The 17,775-nt window shown below is 33.8% G+C and carries 12 protein-coding genes; 10 read left to right on the top strand and 2 right to left on the bottom strand.

What is annotated here, in order from left to right; translation table 11 throughout:
• Nucleotides 1–392: 392 nt before the first annotated feature.
• A complete protein-coding gene (locus tag RB618_RS19230) occupies nt 393–1,034 on the bottom strand; it encodes a response regulator transcription factor (RefSeq protein ID WP_308070247.1) in 642 nt (213 codons plus the stop codon).
• A gap of 12 nt (nt 1,035–1,046) precedes the next feature.
• A complete protein-coding gene (locus RB618_RS19225) occupies nt 1,047–3,236 on the bottom strand; it encodes a sensor histidine kinase (RefSeq protein ID WP_308070246.1) in 2,190 nt (729 codons plus the stop codon).
• 294 nt (nt 3,237–3,530) lie between these two features.
• Between RB618_RS19225 and RB618_RS19220 the strand changes: the two genes are divergently transcribed.
• The 10 genes from RB618_RS19220 (at nt 3,531) to RB618_RS19175 (ending at nt 17,774) form a co-directional block, all read left to right on the top strand.
• The gene (locus tag RB618_RS19220) at nt 3,531–3,968 is read left to right on the top strand and encodes a PepSY-like domain-containing protein (protein WP_308070245.1); all 438 of its coding nucleotides are present in this window, start codon (nt 3,531–3,533) and stop codon (nt 3,966–3,968) included.
• Nucleotides 3,969–4,049: 81 nt separating this feature from the next.
• Nucleotides 4,050–5,081 carry a LacI family DNA-binding transcriptional regulator gene (locus RB618_RS19215; RefSeq protein WP_308070244.1) on the top strand — a complete coding sequence of 344 codons (1,032 nt, stop codon included), beginning with the start codon at nt 4,050–4,052 and terminating at the stop codon, nt 5,079–5,081.
• A gap of 284 nt (nt 5,082–5,365) precedes the next feature.
• The gene (locus RB618_RS19210) at nt 5,366–7,519 is read left to right on the top strand and encodes an alpha-glucuronidase family glycosyl hydrolase (RefSeq protein ID WP_308070243.1); all 2,154 of its coding nucleotides are present in this window, start codon (nt 5,366–5,368) and stop codon (nt 7,517–7,519) included.
• A 165-nt stretch (nt 7,520–7,684) separates the two neighbouring features.
• On the top strand, nt 7,685–8,422 hold the full coding sequence (locus RB618_RS19205; RefSeq protein ID WP_308070242.1) for an SDR family oxidoreductase: 738 nt from the start codon (nt 7,685–7,687) through the stop codon (nt 8,420–8,422).
• Nucleotides 8,423–8,541: 119 nt separating this feature from the next.
• The gene (gene uxuA, locus RB618_RS19200) at nt 8,542–9,705 is read left to right on the top strand and encodes a mannonate dehydratase (protein WP_308070250.1); all 1,164 of its coding nucleotides are present in this window, start codon (nt 8,542–8,544) and stop codon (nt 9,703–9,705) included.
• 139 nt (nt 9,706–9,844) lie between these two features.
• The gene (locus RB618_RS19195; RefSeq protein WP_308070241.1) at nt 9,845–12,445 is read left to right on the top strand and encodes a glycosyl hydrolase 115 family protein; all 2,601 of its coding nucleotides are present in this window, start codon (nt 9,845–9,847) and stop codon (nt 12,443–12,445) included.
• A gap of 90 nt (nt 12,446–12,535) precedes the next feature.
• Complete coding sequence (locus tag RB618_RS19190; protein ID WP_308070240.1) at nt 12,536–13,645, top strand: endo-1,4-beta-xylanase; 1,110 nt, start codon at nt 12,536–12,538, stop codon at nt 13,643–13,645.
• Nucleotides 13,646–13,913: 268 nt separating this feature from the next.
• Nucleotides 13,914–15,347, top strand: a complete 1,434-nt coding sequence (locus RB618_RS19185; protein ID WP_308070249.1) for an MFS transporter — start codon at nt 13,914–13,916, stop codon at nt 15,345–15,347.
• A gap of 21 nt (nt 15,348–15,368) precedes the next feature.
• Complete coding sequence (locus RB618_RS19180) at nt 15,369–16,403, top strand: glycoside hydrolase family 43 protein (protein ID WP_308070239.1); 1,035 nt, start codon at nt 15,369–15,371, stop codon at nt 16,401–16,403.
• A 363-nt stretch (nt 16,404–16,766) separates the two neighbouring features.
• Complete coding sequence (locus RB618_RS19175) at nt 16,767–17,774, top strand: GntR family transcriptional regulator (protein WP_308070238.1); 1,008 nt, start codon at nt 16,767–16,769, stop codon at nt 17,772–17,774.
• The last annotated feature ends 1 nt before the right edge of the window (nt 17,775 follow it).

The following is a 17,775-nucleotide window of genomic DNA, read 5'->3' as shown; positions in this document are numbered from 1 at the left end:
CATCCCGAACAGAGAAGTTAAGCCCGCCTGCGCAGATGGTACTGCATTATTGTGGGAGAGTATGTCGTCGCCTTTCTTTTGAAAACCCCGTTTCTAACGAAACGGGGTTTTTTGTTTTTTGACAGTTTTTGAAAATTGTATAGATTAAACTAGAAAAATAAAATTTAAAAGTAAAAATCACTATTTATAGTGATGTGAAAAATAGGGAAGAATGCTAGATTTGTGTAAAAGTTGCAATGTAAACGAGGTGTGTCAAACTATTTTGGAGAATTAAATTGATATAATCATGCAATTTTAATTGAAAATCTTATTACTTGCTCGAATGAATAGTATTTGCATTGGGGAGCTTTACTATATTATTCGGGCTTAGTAATAAATTATTTCTCTAAAGATTAATCTACTAAGCCATTTTCGACGGCGTATTTTACCAGCCCTGCTGTATTTTTAGCGTTTAATTTTGATAATAAATTGCGACGGTGTGTATTTACCGTATTTAAACTTATAAAAGTTTTTTCAGCGATTTCGGCAGTATTATATTCTTGAACAATCAGTACTAAAATTTCTTTTTCCCTTGAACTTAGTTCGGTTAGGTTAGAGATTTGTTTTTCAATTCTCGTATTATTGCTGCAATATTTTTCTTGTAGTTCTTCAGTAAAGTAATTCTCTCCCAAAGCAATTGTATTTATAGCTTTTAAAAGCTCTTCTTTTTCAGCATTTTTCAATAAATAGCCATTTACGCCAATTCTGATTAATCTCGAAACAATCATTACATTGCTATGTGTACTTAAGATTAAGATTTTGATGTGAGGATATTGCTTTTTAAGAATTTTACTCAATTCTATCCCATCCATTTCAGGCATGCTAATATCGAGAATTATAAAATCAATAGTTGCTTTTTGAATAATCTTCAACGCATCAGTTCCATTTGTAGCTTTGTCAATAATAGTAATATTAGATTCACGTTCTAATAAGGAAATAATTCCCTCAAGGAACATGGTATGGTCATCAACAATAAGTAAATTAATTTTATCCATTAAATAGTTATGTTAGGTGCTTTTTAATTCGTCAAGCTGATTTTTTAGATCTATCCCTTTAATTTGGATTTTTGCTTTTGATTGAAAAACGGGAATCTCAATATTAAAAATAGTACCGCGTTTTTGTTTTGAATCGATTACAAGCGAACCGTTTAGTTTATTGATTCGGTTTTCCAGATTTACGAGGCCAATTCCTTTTGAAATGTTTTCAGTTTGAAAACCTATTCCATTATCTTCAAATAAAAGATTGAATATGTTTTCAATGTAATTCAGCTGAATTTCGATTTCAGAAGCTTTTGCATGTTTGATTGTATTAGTCAAGAGCTCCTGTATGATTTTAAAAATTTCAAACTGAATAGTTTCATCCAGTTCATTAATCTCTTTCTTTGGATAGGGAATATATGAAATCTTAATTTTGCTTGCTTCGCTGATATTGTTTAAATAAGATTCTAATACTTCTAGAAATTTATTTTGGCTGAATTTCTTTGGAAGTAGAGTGTGAGATAAATTTCGAACCTGTTGGTACGTTTCGTCGAGCTGAAGGCTTATTTTTTGTATGTTAGAAAAATTCGAAGAGTTTAAATGATTGACTTGTAGTTTGATCGCTGCGAGATTACCACCAATGCTGTCATGAAGTTCTTGAGAAATACGCTGCCTTTCTTTATCCTGTCCAGTGATTGAAGCTTTGATTAATTCTAATTCTTGCTCTTTTAAGATGCTGTTTATTTTTTGCGAACTAATCTCGGTTTGTTTAATGTTTAATAAATGCTGTATTTTGAATCTTTTATAAAATTGAAATAATAAGGCAATTATAGGAAGCAATAAAATGAGAAAAGCACTAATTGTAAACAGTTTAATTTTCTTTTGCTGACTGATTTCTAATGTTTTTAATTGCTGCTCTTTTTTGAGAAGTGAGATCTCATTTCGCTTTTTGTTGGATGAATTTTGATAGGACAGAATTGTGTTTTCATTATTTTTTTTTGAAATTTCATCCTGAAGTATCATATTTTTAATAGCTTCTTCTTGGCTAGCTAAAGTTAGTTTTTTTGCTTCGTTTTCGAATTTCAAAGATTCAATTTCTTTTTGTTTCTGAGCTGTTTTATATTTGATTTCTAATTCATTTATTTCTTTAATTCTTTCCATTTTGGAGATTGAATCTTTTAAATGAGTTGATTTATCAAAAAATAAATAAGCATTTTTATAGTCTTCTTGTTTTATGGCAATTTCTCGCAGTTCATCATAGATGTCTATCTGGTTTTGAAGTAATCCAAAATGAATTGATTTTTGAAGCGCTTCGGAGAAAATCAATTTTGCATCATTATATTTTTTCTGTGAAGTATAGTAGTCGCCAATAGTGCTTCTTGAAATAATTGCCAATTGATTCATTTCGTTTTCATCTGCAATATGAAGCGCTTCTTGAAACATTTTTAATGCTTCTGGATATTTGCCCTGTAGCTGGTAATTTTCGCCTAAACCAAGTAGTATAATGGCTTTTCCTTGAAAATTATTTGTTTTTTCGCAAATTGCCTTTCCTTTTTTATAGTAAAGATTGGCATTGTCATAATCTTTCAGTCTCGAATAAATATCAGCAATATTGATGTAGCTCCCTAGAATTATTTCAGAATCATCTTTGTATTCAAGACATTGTTTAAATAATTTTAGAGCATTTTGATAATCGCCTAATTCTGTATAGGTCTGCGCTAAACCGTGTACATGTGTGTAGAAAAGATTTGTTTCATTGTATTTTTGAGAGGTTTCAATTCCTTTTAGGTGCCATTTTTTACTTTCATTAAACAAGCCTCGTTTATTGTTGTTAATAGCGAGAAGATTATATCCTAATGAGAAAAGACGGTTTTTTATTGAGTCGTTAGCGGTTGTATTGTATTTAAAAGCCTGATTTGTGTAATATATAGAAGAGTCAATTATTGCTCTTTTGTTGAAATAATAAGCAAGAAGAAGGTTGGTGCTTGCAAGGGATCGGTTGTCTATTTTTGACTTTAATAGTAAATGCGCTTTTTTATATGCCTTTTTCTCCTCTCCAGAATTATATAAATCATAAAGAGCTAGAATTTTGGAATTGGGTTTAAGAACTGATGTTTTTTTGGCAGCAAAAGACTTCTTTTTATTTTCAATCTGTGCTTGTAGACTGAATGATAAAAAGATGATGATGATTAAATAAGACCTTCCTAACCAGATTGCCATATGTTTTTGGTTTGTATTCTCAAGAAAAACTAGAATAAAAGTTTTGTAAACTTGGGGTTTAAAGAATCAATTTATTTTGACTGAGAAGTAAAAGTACTACAAAACAATTTAAAAAATCTTCTGAAAAATAAAATTTTTAAATGAAGTTGAGATATAATAAATAGTAGGAAATATTTTAATTTGGTTGTTTGTCAGTGTGTTATGTTTCTGTAAAAGGCTAAAAGTTTCTTAAAATAATTTGAATGTAAATTTTCTTACAGTAAATTAGTGAGGCTATACTTAAATGATTGAATTATGAAAAAGCGAATATTTTTAGCCGTTGTTTTATTGCTAATTGCAATTTCGGCCAATGCACAGAAGAAGATAGAGGTAACAGAATTGCCAAAACCAGCTCAAGATTTTTTGAAGAAACATTTTGCTAATGAGAATGTGGCAAGTGCTCACAAAGATGCTGAACATGGAGAAAAGGGGTATGAAGTAAAACTGAAAGATGGAACGGAAGTTGAATTTTGGAAAGACGGATCGTATCGTGAAGTTGATGGTGGAGACAAGCCAATTCCAACTGATTTTATTCCGGATACTATTAAAGCGTATGTGTCAAAAAATCATCCAAACGAAAAAATAACGCATATTGACTATGGACATAAAGATGTTGATGTAGATTTGACTAATAATATCGATTTGGAATTTAGTAAAGATGGTAAAATTCTCAAAGACAAAAAGAATGACTAACGGCTTTAATTTTTAAGTGATTTTTGAAAATACAAACGTGAAAGAAAATAGTTTATATTTACATCTTCTATTTGTTGTTTTATGGAAGAGAATAAACATGTAACGATTTACGATATTGCTGAAAGACTTAATTTGGCGACATCAACCATTTCACGAGCTTTAAAAGATCATCACACGATTAGTGATAAAACGATAAAGAAAGTGAAAAAAACCGCTGAAGAAATGGGATTTGTTCCCAATACTTTAGCAGCTGGTTTGCGTGGCAATAAAACAAGAACCATTGGGGTTTTGATTCCTACCGTTACACAACCTTTTTTATCATCATTAATCAGCGGGATCGAAATTACAGCTCAAAAGTCCGATTATACGGTAATCATCATGCAGTCGCACGACTCGTATGACGAGGAAGTTAATATGGCTAAATCCCTTTACAGTAACCGTGTTAGTGGCGTGATTTGCTCGCTGGCTATGGAAACACGCGATACATCACATTTTCATCAATTTTCAAACAATAATATTCCGTTAGTTTTTGTCGATAGGGTTCCGAAAGATTATAATACCTTTAGGGTTGTAATTGATAATTATTCGGCTGGCTATAAAGCAACTAAGCATCTTATTGAACAAGGCTGTATTCGTATTGCACACATTACAGCAGGATCAGAATTAGGAAATTTATATAATGAAAGAAAAAGAGGCTACATAGAAGCCTTAAAAGATCATAATGTCGATATAGATGAAAACTTGATTATTAACCTAAATTCTGTTACTTACGAAGATGGTGTAAAAGCCAGCAATGCTTTATTTGATCTAGACCCAATTCCTGATGGCTTATTTGCACCAGGGGATATCTTGGCTGTAAGTGCTGTTCAAACTGCAAAAAAACGCGGAATTAAAGTTCCAGAAGAATTTAAAGTAATTGGTTTTAACAACGACCCGATTTCACAAATTATAGATCCGAATTTATCGACTATTACGCATCCTGCGGAAAAGATGGGAAAAGCTGCAGCAGATATAATTATAAAAAATTTGAAATCATCTAAAAATGATGATGATGCCAAAGAAATTACATTCTTAAATACCGAAGTGCTCGCACGAGAATCTTCGCAGAAATAAAGTCAAAAAATAAAGGATTTAAATAGTAAATCCACCCAGTTAAAGCAGGATAGTTTTTATAATTATCCTGCTTTTATTTGTTATATAAATTATTTTTTTTGAAAAAAAGACAGCTAAAATTTTTTTCTTAAACAACAATCTTATATTTTTACGCAACCGATTGCAATTGTTGTTTTATTTAGAATAATGTATTTTTTAAATTAATTTTTTGCCAAATACTTTTAAACACAAATAAAATATTGATTCTTTCAAAATAGAGATTGTAAGAATAAAATAAAACTAAAATGACTTCACTGAGATTTGCTTTTCTGTTTCTTTTGCTTTCCTTTTCGGCTTTAGCACAAAAGGATTATAAATTATGGCTTCAGTATAATGAGACGAGTAATTCTGTAATGATTTCAGAATACAAAAGCAATCTTAAAGGAATTGTTGTTTTAGGGAATTCAGAAACTATTAAAATCGCTGAGAAAGAACTTAAGACTGGATTTTCAGATATGTTAGGAAATATTTCTGAAATCAAATCAGATATAAAAGGAGAGAATAATCTTATTGTTGGTTCAGAATCGAATTTAAATGCCGAAATCAAGAACGAACTGCAATCTGATTTTGCTAAAATAAATGATGAAGGTTTTATTGTCAAAACGGTTTCTTTTAAAAATAAAAAGCAAATTATTATTACAGGAAAAAATGATGTTGCGGTTTTATACGGAGTTTTTAATTTTCTGAGAATATTACAGACTAATAAATCAATTAAAAACTTAAATATCGCTGATTCTCCTAAAACCAGCATCAGAATCCTGAATCATTGGGATAATCTTGATAGAACAGTTGAAAGAGGTTATGCTGGATTTTCCCTTTGGAACTGGCAAAAACTTCCTGATTTTATAGATCAGCGTTATATTGATTACGCTAGAGCGAATGCTTCAATCGGAATTAATGGAACTGTTTTGACCAACGTAAATGCCAATGCTTTAATCTTGACTCCGCAATATTTAGAAAAAGTCGAAGCCTTAGCAAATGTTTTCAGGCCTTATGGAATAAAAGTCTATTTAACTGCAAGATTTTCGGCACCAATCGAAATTGGAGGCTTAAAAACTGCCGATCCAAAAGACCCTGAAGTCATCAATTGGTGGAAGAATAAATCGGCTGAAATTTATAAGCGAATCCCAGATTTTGGTGGATTTTTGGTGAAAGCCAATTCAGAAGGCCAGCCTGGCCCGCAAAATTATGGAAGAGATCATGTTGACGGAGCCAATATGCTAGCGGATGCTGTGGCACCTTTTGGTGGCATAATTATGTGGAGAGCGTTTGTCTATTCAGAACATGATGCAAATGATCGCGCCAAACAAGCTTACGCTGAATTTCAGCCGTATGATGGAAAATTTAAAGAAAATGTAATTGTTCAGGTCAAAAATGGAGCTATTGATTTTCAGCCTAGAGAACCTTTTCATCCGCTATTTGGAGCGATGCCGAAAACCCCTTTAATGATGGAATTTCAAATCACTCAGGAATATTTAGGTTTCAGCACACATTTGGTTTTCCTACCAAAATTATTTCAGGAAGTTTTAGAGTCAGATACGTATCAAAAAGGAAAGGGTTCAACAGTCGCTAAAGTGGTTGATGGCACTTTATATCAAAATAAATTAACAGGAATTGCTGGCGTTGCCAATATTGGAAATGATTTAAATTGGACGGGGCATCCATTTGCACAGGCAAATTGGTACGGTTTCGGTCGATTGGCGTGGAATCCGTATTTAGATTCAGAGACTATTGCCGATGAATGGCTAAGAAGCACTTTTTCTAATGATGAAAACTTTATAAAACCTGTTAAAAGTATAATGATTGAATCTCGTGAAGCCGTTGTCAATTATATGACACCGCTTGGTTTGCATCATATTATGGATACAGGGCATCATTACGGTCCAGGACCTTGGGTTTCTAACTTGTCAAGACCAGAATGGAATCCGACGTATTATCATAAAGCGGATCAAAATGGAATTGGTTTTGACCGATCAAAATCTGGAACAAATGCCGTTTCGCAATATGTGCCAGAAGTGGCAGATCTTTTCGATAATTTAGAAACTTGTCCGGAAAAAGATCTTTTATGGTTTCATCATGTTTCATGGGATTATAAACTGAAAAATGGACAAACGCTTTGGAATGGTTTGGCATTGAAATATCAAGAAGGTGTAAATCAGGCTGCAGCAATGCAGAATGTTTGGAATAAGGCAGGGAAATATGTTGACAGCGAACGTTTTAATGAAGTAAAAATGTTATTGGAAATTCAGTATAAAGAAGCAAAATGGTGGCGCGATGCTTGTTTGCTATATTTTCAGCAGTTTTCGGGAAAAGAACTTCCTGAAGGAGTTGAAAAACCAACACAAACTTTAGAGTATTTCAAATCATTAAAATTCCCATTTGCCCCTGGAAATGGCTAATAAATTGAGTAATTGTAACGCGGATGAAACAGATTTGCTATCGCAAAGACACGGAAAAAGACGGATTTTTTTTAATGAATTTGAGTAAAAAACCTTGTAAATAAGCGATTTCGAGATAGCGAATCCTTTTCATCGGTGCACAAAAAAATATATTTAAAAAAAATTATGAGCAAGAAAACAGCAATTGTAACCGGAGGGAATTCGGGTTTAGGTTTTGCAACAGCAAAGAAATTATGTGATAACGGTATCAAAACCTACATCATTGGAAGATCAAAAGAAAAAACAGAAGATGCCTGCAAGGAAATTGGAGAAAATGCTATTCCAGTAATCTTTGACTTAAATAATCTAGCTGGAATTCCAAAGATGATTGAAAGCATTACAAAAGAAAATTCAATAGATATTTTGGTGAACAACGCTGGAATCAATATGAAAAAAGAATTTACAGATGTAACCGACGAAGACTTTCTTTCAATTATTCATACCAACCTTTTAAGCGTTTTTGCAGTAAGTAGAGAAGTGGTAAAAAACATGAAAGAGAATGGAGGCGGAAGCATTATCAATATTAGTTCGATGGCATCGCAATACGGAATTCCAAAAGTAATCGCCTATTCGTCAAGTAAAGGCGCAATTGAAGCAATGACACGTGCAATGGCAACAGAATTGGCTCAGTTTGGTATTCGTGCCAACTGTATTGCTCCAGGATTTATTAAAACTAAAATGTCATCAACAGCTTTAGACAACGATCCAGAAAGAAAAAATAAAGTGTTGGGAAGAACGCCAATGGGGTATTTAGGTGAGCCTGCAGATATTGCAGATGCGGTTTATTATTTCGCTTTAAGCGAATCAAAATATACTACAGGTACAGTGTTGCCTGTGGATGGTGGAAATAGTATAGGATTTTAAGTCTAGATGAAATAGCTCGCAAAGGCGCGAAGCCGCAAAGTATTTTTCTTTTAAGTTTTTTTTAAATAAAACTTTGTGACTTAGCACCTTCGTGGCATAAAAAGAGAAGTATGATAAAAATGCAGCAAACCATGAGATGGTTCGGTCCAAACGACAATGTCAAGCTGATTGACATTCGACAAGCTGGCGCAACGGGAATTGTAACTGCTTTACATCAAATTCCTGTTGGCGATGTTTGGACAATTGAAGCAATAAAAGAGAGACAGGAAATCATTAGCAATTATGGTTTGGAGTGGACTGTGGTTGAAAGTCTTCCTGTTCATGAAGAAATCAAACGAGCTTCGGGAAATTATTTGCAATACATTGAAAATTATAAAATCAGTTTGCAGAATCTGGCATATTGCGGTATCAGAATCATAACCTACAACTTTATGCCGATTTTGGATTGGGTGAGAACCAATCATAATTTTATTAACGAAGACGGAAGCAGAGCTTTACTTTACAATCAGGATGCGTTTACTTATTTCGATGTTTTTCTTTTAAAAAGGTCAAACTCAGAAAAAGATTATTCAGATGCTGAAAGAGATAAAGCTTTACAGTTTGGAAATCAATTATCTGAAGAGGAAAAAGCATTATTGTTTAAGAATGTTTTATTGGGATTGCCGGGGAGCAAAATCAATTTTACGGCAGAACAGATTTTGTCTCTTTTAGAAAATTATGCCGAAATCGATAATCAAAAGTTACGAGAAAACCTGATTTATTTTTTGTCTGAAGTAATTCCGATTGCGGAGAAAAATGGGCAAAAGTTAGCGATTCATCCGGATGATCCGCCGTTTTCGGTTTTAGGGCTTTCGAGAATTGTTTCAACAGAAGCTGATTTAAGAGCTATTTTCAGCGCCGTTTCGTCAACAGCAAACGGATTATGTTATTGTACAGGTTCTTTAAGTGCTGATCCTAAAAATAATCTTGAGAAAATTATCGATGATTTTGGAGATAGAATTCATTTTTTGCATTTGAGAAATACTATCCGCGAAAGCGAAACCATTTTTAGAGAATCGGAACATTTAAACGGCGATGTTAAAATGGAAGTGATTGTTGAGAAATTATTGTTGTTGATGAATAAAACCAAAACAAGTCTCCCAATGCGTCCAGATCATGGTTTTCTTCATCGAGTTGATGAAGAAACAGAAACTTATCCTGGTTATTCATTAACGGGAAGGTTAAAAGGTTTGGCGGAGTTACGAGGTTTGGAAATGGGAATTGCGCATAAATTGAATTTGTAATAAAAGTTTTCCATATCTAATGTGCTGAGAATTTCTCGCAAAGTCGCAGAGTCGCAAAGTTTTGTTTTGAAAAAGCTTAAAAAGAATTGCTTTGCGACTCTGCCACTTTGCGAGATTAAATAAAAAAGTTTGTGACACTATGTTTTTAAAAATTAAAACTTCATGTCTAATTCTATTACTTTTCCTAATCGGGTTAAGCACAAAATCGTATGCTATAAATCCAGAGAAATATGTAGTCAATCAGGCTTCTGTTGGAAACTTTCCTTTAGTCAGTAAAGGAAAAACGGCTTCGATTTTAGTTGATGATAAAGATTATTCTGGAGTTTTAAAAGTAACAGGACATTTAGAAAATGACATTTTTCAGGTTTCCGATTTACATTCGAAAAGAATTAAAAAGATTTCTGAAGTAGAAGATTTTGTTGTCATCATTGGGACTTTAGGAAAAAGTAAAATTATTGATCAATTAGCAAAACAAGGAAAAATTGATGCCAAAGAACTTCAAGGGAAATGGGAAAAATTTACGACGCAGATTATCGAAAATCCGTTTAAAGGAATCAAAAAAGCGTTGGTAATTGCAGGTTCAGATAAACGAGGGACGATTTACGGAATTTACGATTTATCCAACCAAATAGGAATTTCGCCTTGGTATTATTGGGCAGATGTTCCAGTTAAAAAACAAACGGAATTGCATGTTTTGCCTGGAATTCATTCGCAAGGAGAACCAAAAGTAAAATATCGTGGAATTTTTATAAATGATGAAGCGCCTGCTTTAACTGGCTGGGCATTCGAGAAATTTGGCGGATTCAATTCGAAATTCTACGATAAAGTTTTTGAATTGATTCTGCGAATGAAAGGCAATTATTTATGGCCGGCGATGTGGGGCAGAATGTTTTATGTCGAAGATTCTCAGAATGCTGTTTTGGCTGATGAATATGGAGTTGTAATGGGAACTTCGCACCACGAGCCGTTAACGAGAGCGCATGCCGAATGGGGAAAATCAAATGGGAAATGGGATTTTAATTCCAATTCTGAAGCTTTGATTCAATTTTGGAAGGACGGAATTAAACGAATGGGAAAGAAAGAAACCATCGTAACGATTGGAATGCGTGGCGATGGCGACGAACCTATGACCGAAGGAACTGCGATTGAATTGTTGGAAAATATTGTAAAAACGCAAAGAAATATCATTGCAGAAGTTACGAAAAAACCTGCTGAAGAAACGCCACAAATATGGGCGCTTTATAAAGAAGTTCAGGATTATTACGACAAAGGCATGACTGTTCCAGATGATGTGACACTTTTATTATGCGATGATAACTGGGGCAATATTCGTAAACTTCCTGAACTGGATGCGAAACCAAGAAATGGCGGTTATGGTATTTATTATCATTATGATTATGTTGGTGGGCCAAGAAATTACAAATGGATTAATACGAATCAAATTGAGCGAACTTGGGAGCAAATGGATTTGGCGTATCAATACGGTGTCGATAAAATCTGGATTGTAAATGTTGGCGATATCAAGCCAATGGAGTTTCCGATTGCCTTTTTCTTGGATATGGCATGGAATCCTGAAAAGTTTAATGCCGGGAATTTAAATGAATATTATTTGAATTGGGCAAAAGAAAATTTTGGCAATCAGTTTACAGAAGATATTGCTGAAATTTTAAAATTATACACCAAATATAATTCACGAAGAAAACCAGAATTGCTGGATGCTAAAACGTACAGCGTAACCAATTATAACGAAGCAGATAAAGTTGTTGCAGATTACCAAAAATTGGTTGAAAAAGCTAATTTGATAAATGAAAAATTGAAGCCAGAATACAAAGATGCTTTTTACCAACTGATTTTGTTTCCGGTTTTGGCAAGTGCTAATTTAAATGAAATGTATGTGGCACAGGCTAAAAATCATTTGTATGCAGAACAAGGAAATCCTGTTGCAAATGTGTATGCTGAAAAAGTAAAAGAGTTATTTGAAAAAGATGCTGAGCTCACAAATTTTTATCATAAGCAATTGGCAAATGGCAAATGGAATCATATGATGTCGCAAACGCATATTGGGTATGATAATTGGCAGCAGCCAGAGAAAAATGTTATTCCAAAAACAATTGAAGTTTCAAGTAAAACTAAAGCGGGAATTTCTGCTAAGGATTTTTCAAAAGCTGAAACACCAAGTAATAAAATTAGAGATTTAGATCATGTTCAAGGTTTTATTGAGAGCGACGGTTACATTTCAATAGAAAGTAAAAACTATTCAAAAGCAATAAATTCGAATGCAGTAAAATGGACTATAATTCCAAATCTTGGTAAAACAGATTCTGGAATAACCATAAAACCTTCGAATATTCAGCCAATTGAAATCTCGGAACAATCGCCAAGATTAGAATATAATGTTTATTTTTTCAATAAAGGAAAAATAAAGGTAAACGCTTACTTTTCGCCAACAATTAATTTTAAAAAGAGTAACGGACTTAAGTACGGAATAGGCCTTGATGATGAAAAACCGCAAATCATGAACCTCAACGCAGATTCTTCAGAAAAAGCTTGGGCAGAATCTGTTGCCAATAATATTAAAATCATTACCTCAACACATGAAATTGAAAAAGGAGGAAATCATGTTTTGAAAATTTATGCGATTGATCCAACTTTGGTACTTCAAAAAATTGTAATTGAAACCGAAGAAGGAAAAGTTTTGGAGTCGTATTTGGGACCGCCAGAGAGTTTTAGGAAGGAATGATTATCACGGATTTAGACCTGACAGGTTTTAAAAACCTGTCAGGTCTCCGTTGAGGGATTAAAAAACTATTAACTATTTAAACCAAAAGATATGAAATGTATTAAACCTTATTTAGTTGCCGTCACAACTTTGCTGGCTGTCAGCTGTACATCGCAAAAAGAAACTGCCTCATTAAAAGATGCTTACAAAGACGATTTCTATATCGGAACCGCGTTAAGCGCTGATCAAATTGAAGTCAAAAATGCCAAAGAAGATTCGTTGATTCGAAAAGAATTTAATGCAATTACGGCTGAGAATATTATGAAATCCATGCATATACATCCGCAAAAAGACAAATACGATTTTGCTTTATCGGATAAATTTGTAGAGTATGGGGAAAAGAATAAAATGTTTATTCACGGACATACTTTGATTTGGCACAGCCAGTTAGCGCCATGGATGGAAAAAATTGCCGACAGTACAGAAATGAAAGCGTTTATGAAAGATCATATTACGACCATAGTTTCCAAATATAAAGGCAGAATTAATTCTTGGGACGTTGTAAATGAAGCTTTGAATGAGGATGGAACTTTAAGACAATCTGTTTTCTTGAAAACATTAGGCGAAAAATATCTGGTTGACGCTTTCAAACTTGCAGAAAAAGCCGATCCAAAAGTGGATTTATACTATAATGATTATAATATCGAAGAACCGGCAAAAAGAGCAGGAGCGATTGCTTTAATCAAAAAAATAAAAGCAGAAGGAGGAAAGGTTGATGGAGTGGGAATTCAAGGGCACTGGAGATTAAATAGTCCGTCATTAGAAGAAATTGAAAAAAGCATTTTGGAATATTCAGCTTTAGGAATCAAAGTTGCTTTTACAGAATTGGATATTACGGTTTTACCAAATCCGTGGGATTTAAAAGGGGCAGATGTAAATCAGAAGTTTGAAGGAAATCCGAAAATGAATCCATACCCAGAAAAATTGCCAGATTCTATCCAAAACAAACTCGCAGAGCGTTACGAATCGATTTTTAAACTATTTTTAAAGCATAAAGACAAAATCAGCCGTGTCACTTTTTGGGGCGTTCATGATGGACAATCTTGGCTCAACGATTGGCCAATAAAAGGAAGGACAAATTATCCATTGCCATTTGATGCCGCTTTAAAGCATAAGCCAGCTTATGACAGTATCTTAAAGTTGAAAGAAACCATAGAATAAACACTTAAAAAGGCTAAGTTTTGATAAAACAATTAGCAATCGGTTGTGGTTTGAAAAATAACTTAAATAAAGTAAACTAAATTTGCATAATATGTTTTTTTGTCTAATTTTACACAACCGATTGTTTTAATTATGATCCGCTTTCCTGCAAGGTTTCCAAAACCTTGTAGGTCTGATTTTAGAGCTGTAAAAAACAATTGAAACCTACAAGGTGTGAAAAACCTTGCAGGAATAAAACTAACTAAAAAAAATGACCACAAACCCACGAATGACTAACATTTCACAAAAACTATCCATCAAAGAAAAAATTGGATACAGCTTAGGAGATCTTGCTGCTAATCTCGTTTTTCAAACTTTGATGACTTATCTGGCGTATTTCTACACCGATATTTACGGCTTGTCTCCAACCGATTCTTCGATTATCATGCTGATTGTTGGCTTAATCGCAGCTTTTATTTTTAATCCGATCATCGGGGTTTTGGCAGACCGAACCAGTACCAAATGGGGAAAATTCAGACCTTGGATTTTGTTGACTGCAATTCCGCTTGGAGTGGTGGCGCTATTGGCATTTTCAACTCCTGATTTCTCTTATAAAGGAAAAGTAATTTATGCTGTTATTACCTATACTTTATTGCTTCTTTTTTATGCGGGAAATAATCTGCCATATTCTGCTTTAAGCGGTGTTATTACAGGCGATATGAAAGAACGAAACAGTATGTCGTCTTATCGTTTTGTGGCGGTTATGTTTGCCCAGTTTTTTGTTCAGGTTTTTATGCTTGGCATCATCAAAAGTGCCGGAAACGGAGATAAAGCTATCGGAATTGAGAAAGTAATGACTGCGTTGGCGATTATTGGTACAATCATGCTTTTAATTACCTTTTTAACTACAAAAGAAAGAATCATTCCGAAACCGGAACAAAAGTCAAGTGTAAAAGAAGATCTGAGCGATTTAATCAAAAACAGACCTTGGGTAATTATGCTTTCACTTACGACTTTGGTTTTTGTGACTTTAGCAATGAAAGGCGGTTCGTATGTGTATTATTTTGAAAATTACGTTGATAAAGAACAATTGGCAATTTTTATTCAGCCAATTCTAGATACTTTATCCAATATCGGATTGAATCATTTTGGAAATGATCCTGTTTCAGCAGGTTTTGGTTTATTCAATGCAGGCGGCATTATTTTTATGATTGTTGGGATCACACTTTCTAAAAATCTGGCAGACAAATACGGAAAAAGAAATGTTTTTGGAGTGTTTTTATTCATATCGACCTTATTTATTATCGCTTTTTATTTCTATCCGCCAACGTCAATTGGATTGATATTTTTCTCTCAGATTCTGCATGGATTTTTCTACGGAATCACAATCCCGATTCTTTGGGCAATGATTGCCGATGTTGCCGATTATTCAGAATGGTTGAATAACCGTCGTGCAACAGCGATTATATTTTCGGCAATGATGGTTGGACTAAAAACAGGATTAAGTGTTGGAGGTGCGTTGACCACTTTGTTTTTAGGTTATTTCCATTACGTTCCAAATGCGTCAGAACAGTCCCAAACAGCCATAAACGGAATCAAATTACTAGTGAGTATTTTCCCTGCAATCCCTTTTTTAATTGGAGCTGGATTGCTGTTTTTCTATAAAATCAATAAAGAAATGGAAGTGCAGATCGAAACAGAACTTAAACAAAGAAGAACTTAATTATTTAAACAAAATAGTAGTATGCCTGAAGATAGCATTGAACACATTAATTTTGAGGAAATTAATGACCTGGCGATTTCAAAGCCTTTAGTATCCCATATGTACACAGCCGATCCTTCGGCGCATGTATTCAACGGAAAAATTTACATTTACCCCTCTCATGATATTGATGCCGGAATTCCGTTTAATGATAATGGAGATCATTTCGGAATGGAAGATTATCATGTTTTTTCTATGGAAGATATTTCATCAGAAGTAGTTGATAATGGCGTTGCATTACACGTAGATGATGTGGCTTGGGCCGAAAAACAAATGTGGGCGCCCGATGCTGCTCATAAAAACGGAAAGTATTATTTGTATTTTCCTGCCAAACGTGCTAACGGAATTTTCCAGATTGGTGTTGCCATTTCAGATTCTCCAGTAGGACCTTTTGTTCCTGAAAAAGATGCCATAAAAGGAAGTTACAGTATTGATCCAGCCGTTTTTGAAGATGAAGATGGCAAGCATTATATTTATTTTGGAGGAATTTGGGGCGGACAGCTTCAGAAATACCGTAATAATCAGTATGATCAAAATAACGAAGAACCTTTGGCAGAAGAAAAAGCTTTAGGGCCAATTGTAGCTTTGTTAAGAGACGATATGTTGGAATTTGCCGAAGATCCGAAAGAGATTAAAATATTGGATGAAAACGGAAATGAGATTCTTGCTGGCGATAATGCTCGTCGTTTTTTTGAAGCTTCTTGGGTTCATAAATACAACGGAAAATATTATTTCTCATATTCAACAGGCGATACGCATTTTATCTGTTATGCCATTGGCGACAATCCTTATGGGCCATTTACTTATCAGGGAAGAATTCTGAATCCTGTGGTAGGCTGGACATCGCATCATTCGATTTGCGAAGTGGAAGGTGAATGGTATTTGTTTTACCATGATTCGAGTTTGTCAAAAGGGGTAACGCATTTGCGAAGCATGAAAGTAACCAAAATCGATTATTTAGAAGACGGTTCGATTATTACGATTGATCCTTATGGTATAAGAAGATTAATTGATTAAGTTTTTTTGTCTAAAAAAATTTCACAAAAATTACAATCGGTTGTGTGTTCTCATTACGCTTCTTTTTATTGGTGTGATTGCAGAGGAAATAACGAAGCGCATTAAAAGTTTGCAAGGAAAAGTCCCAGAGGGACGAAATATTTATAGAAGATTTATTTCGCAGATTTGCAAAAGCCCCAACGAGGCGATATATTATTTATGACAAATGTGTTGCTCCGCTGGAGCTTTTAATCTGTGGGTATTCAATTTGCTGTAAATATTACGCTCTTCCAGAGCTAAAAAAAATAACATAATTCAGGTAAAAAATAATTTTTTATAAAAGTTTTTTAGCTACTTTAGCATAACAGAACGGAACAGAACGGTATGCTAAAAGAAGAAGAAAAATTTGAGTTTATAATTAATCACGATAGTGATATTCCGAAGTATCAGCAGTTGGTTGACGGAATTACGAATGCTATTGCGGAGAACATTTTGCAGAAGGGAGATTTGCTTCCGTCGGTAAATGTGATTTGCAAAACATATCAGCTTTCGAGAGACACGGTTTTTAAGGCTTATACGATTTTAAAAGACCAGAATACAATCGATTCTGTACCCAATAAAGGCTATTATGTGGCTGGTGAAACGAGAAAAGTGCTTTTGGTGTTAGATACGTTTAAGGCGTATAAAGAGGTTTTATATCATTCGTTTGTGAATAATCTGCCAGATAATGTGATTACAGATGTGCAGTTTCATCATTATAATATTGATGTTTTTAAAACGATTATTAATAACGGAATTGGGAAGTATTATAAATATGTAGTAATGAATTTTGATCACAAAGATATTGCTCCGGCGTTGTCGGCAATTTCGAGTGATAAATTGCTTTTGATTGACTGGAATATTCAGACGAAAAAAACGAATAATTATGTTTTTCAAGATTTTGGAAAAGCGTTTTACGAGTCATTGACAGAAGCAGCTGATTTGTTTAAAAAGTATAAAAAGATACAGTTTGTTTATCCAGATTTTACGAATCATCCGTGGGAGACGGTAGAATATTTTAAGAAATTCTGTGCCGATTTTGGTTTTGAATATGAAGTGATTATAGATCCGAAAAAATTCAATATCGAGAAAGGAATTGCTTATATCAGTGTAAGTGACCGAATTTTAGGGCACTTTTTAGAACAGTGCAAAGAGAAAGATTATGAGCCAGGGAAAGATGTTGGATTTTTATCGTACAACGAAACCCCAATGAAAAAGTTTATATATAAAGGAATTTCGGTTGTTTCAACTGATTTTAAAGAACTAGGAACCAAAGCAGCGGCATTTATTACGCACGACGAAGAAACGCAGTGTTATGTGCCGACAAAATTAATAATAAGAGAATCATTGTAGT

The sequence above is a fragment of the Flavobacterium sp. LHD-85 genome, assembly GCF_030929595.1.
Lineage (GTDB): Bacteria > Bacteroidota > Bacteroidia > Flavobacteriales > Flavobacteriaceae > Flavobacterium.
Note: the sequence above shows the minus strand (reverse complement) of the source record. Positions and strands in the feature narration are given on the sequence as shown.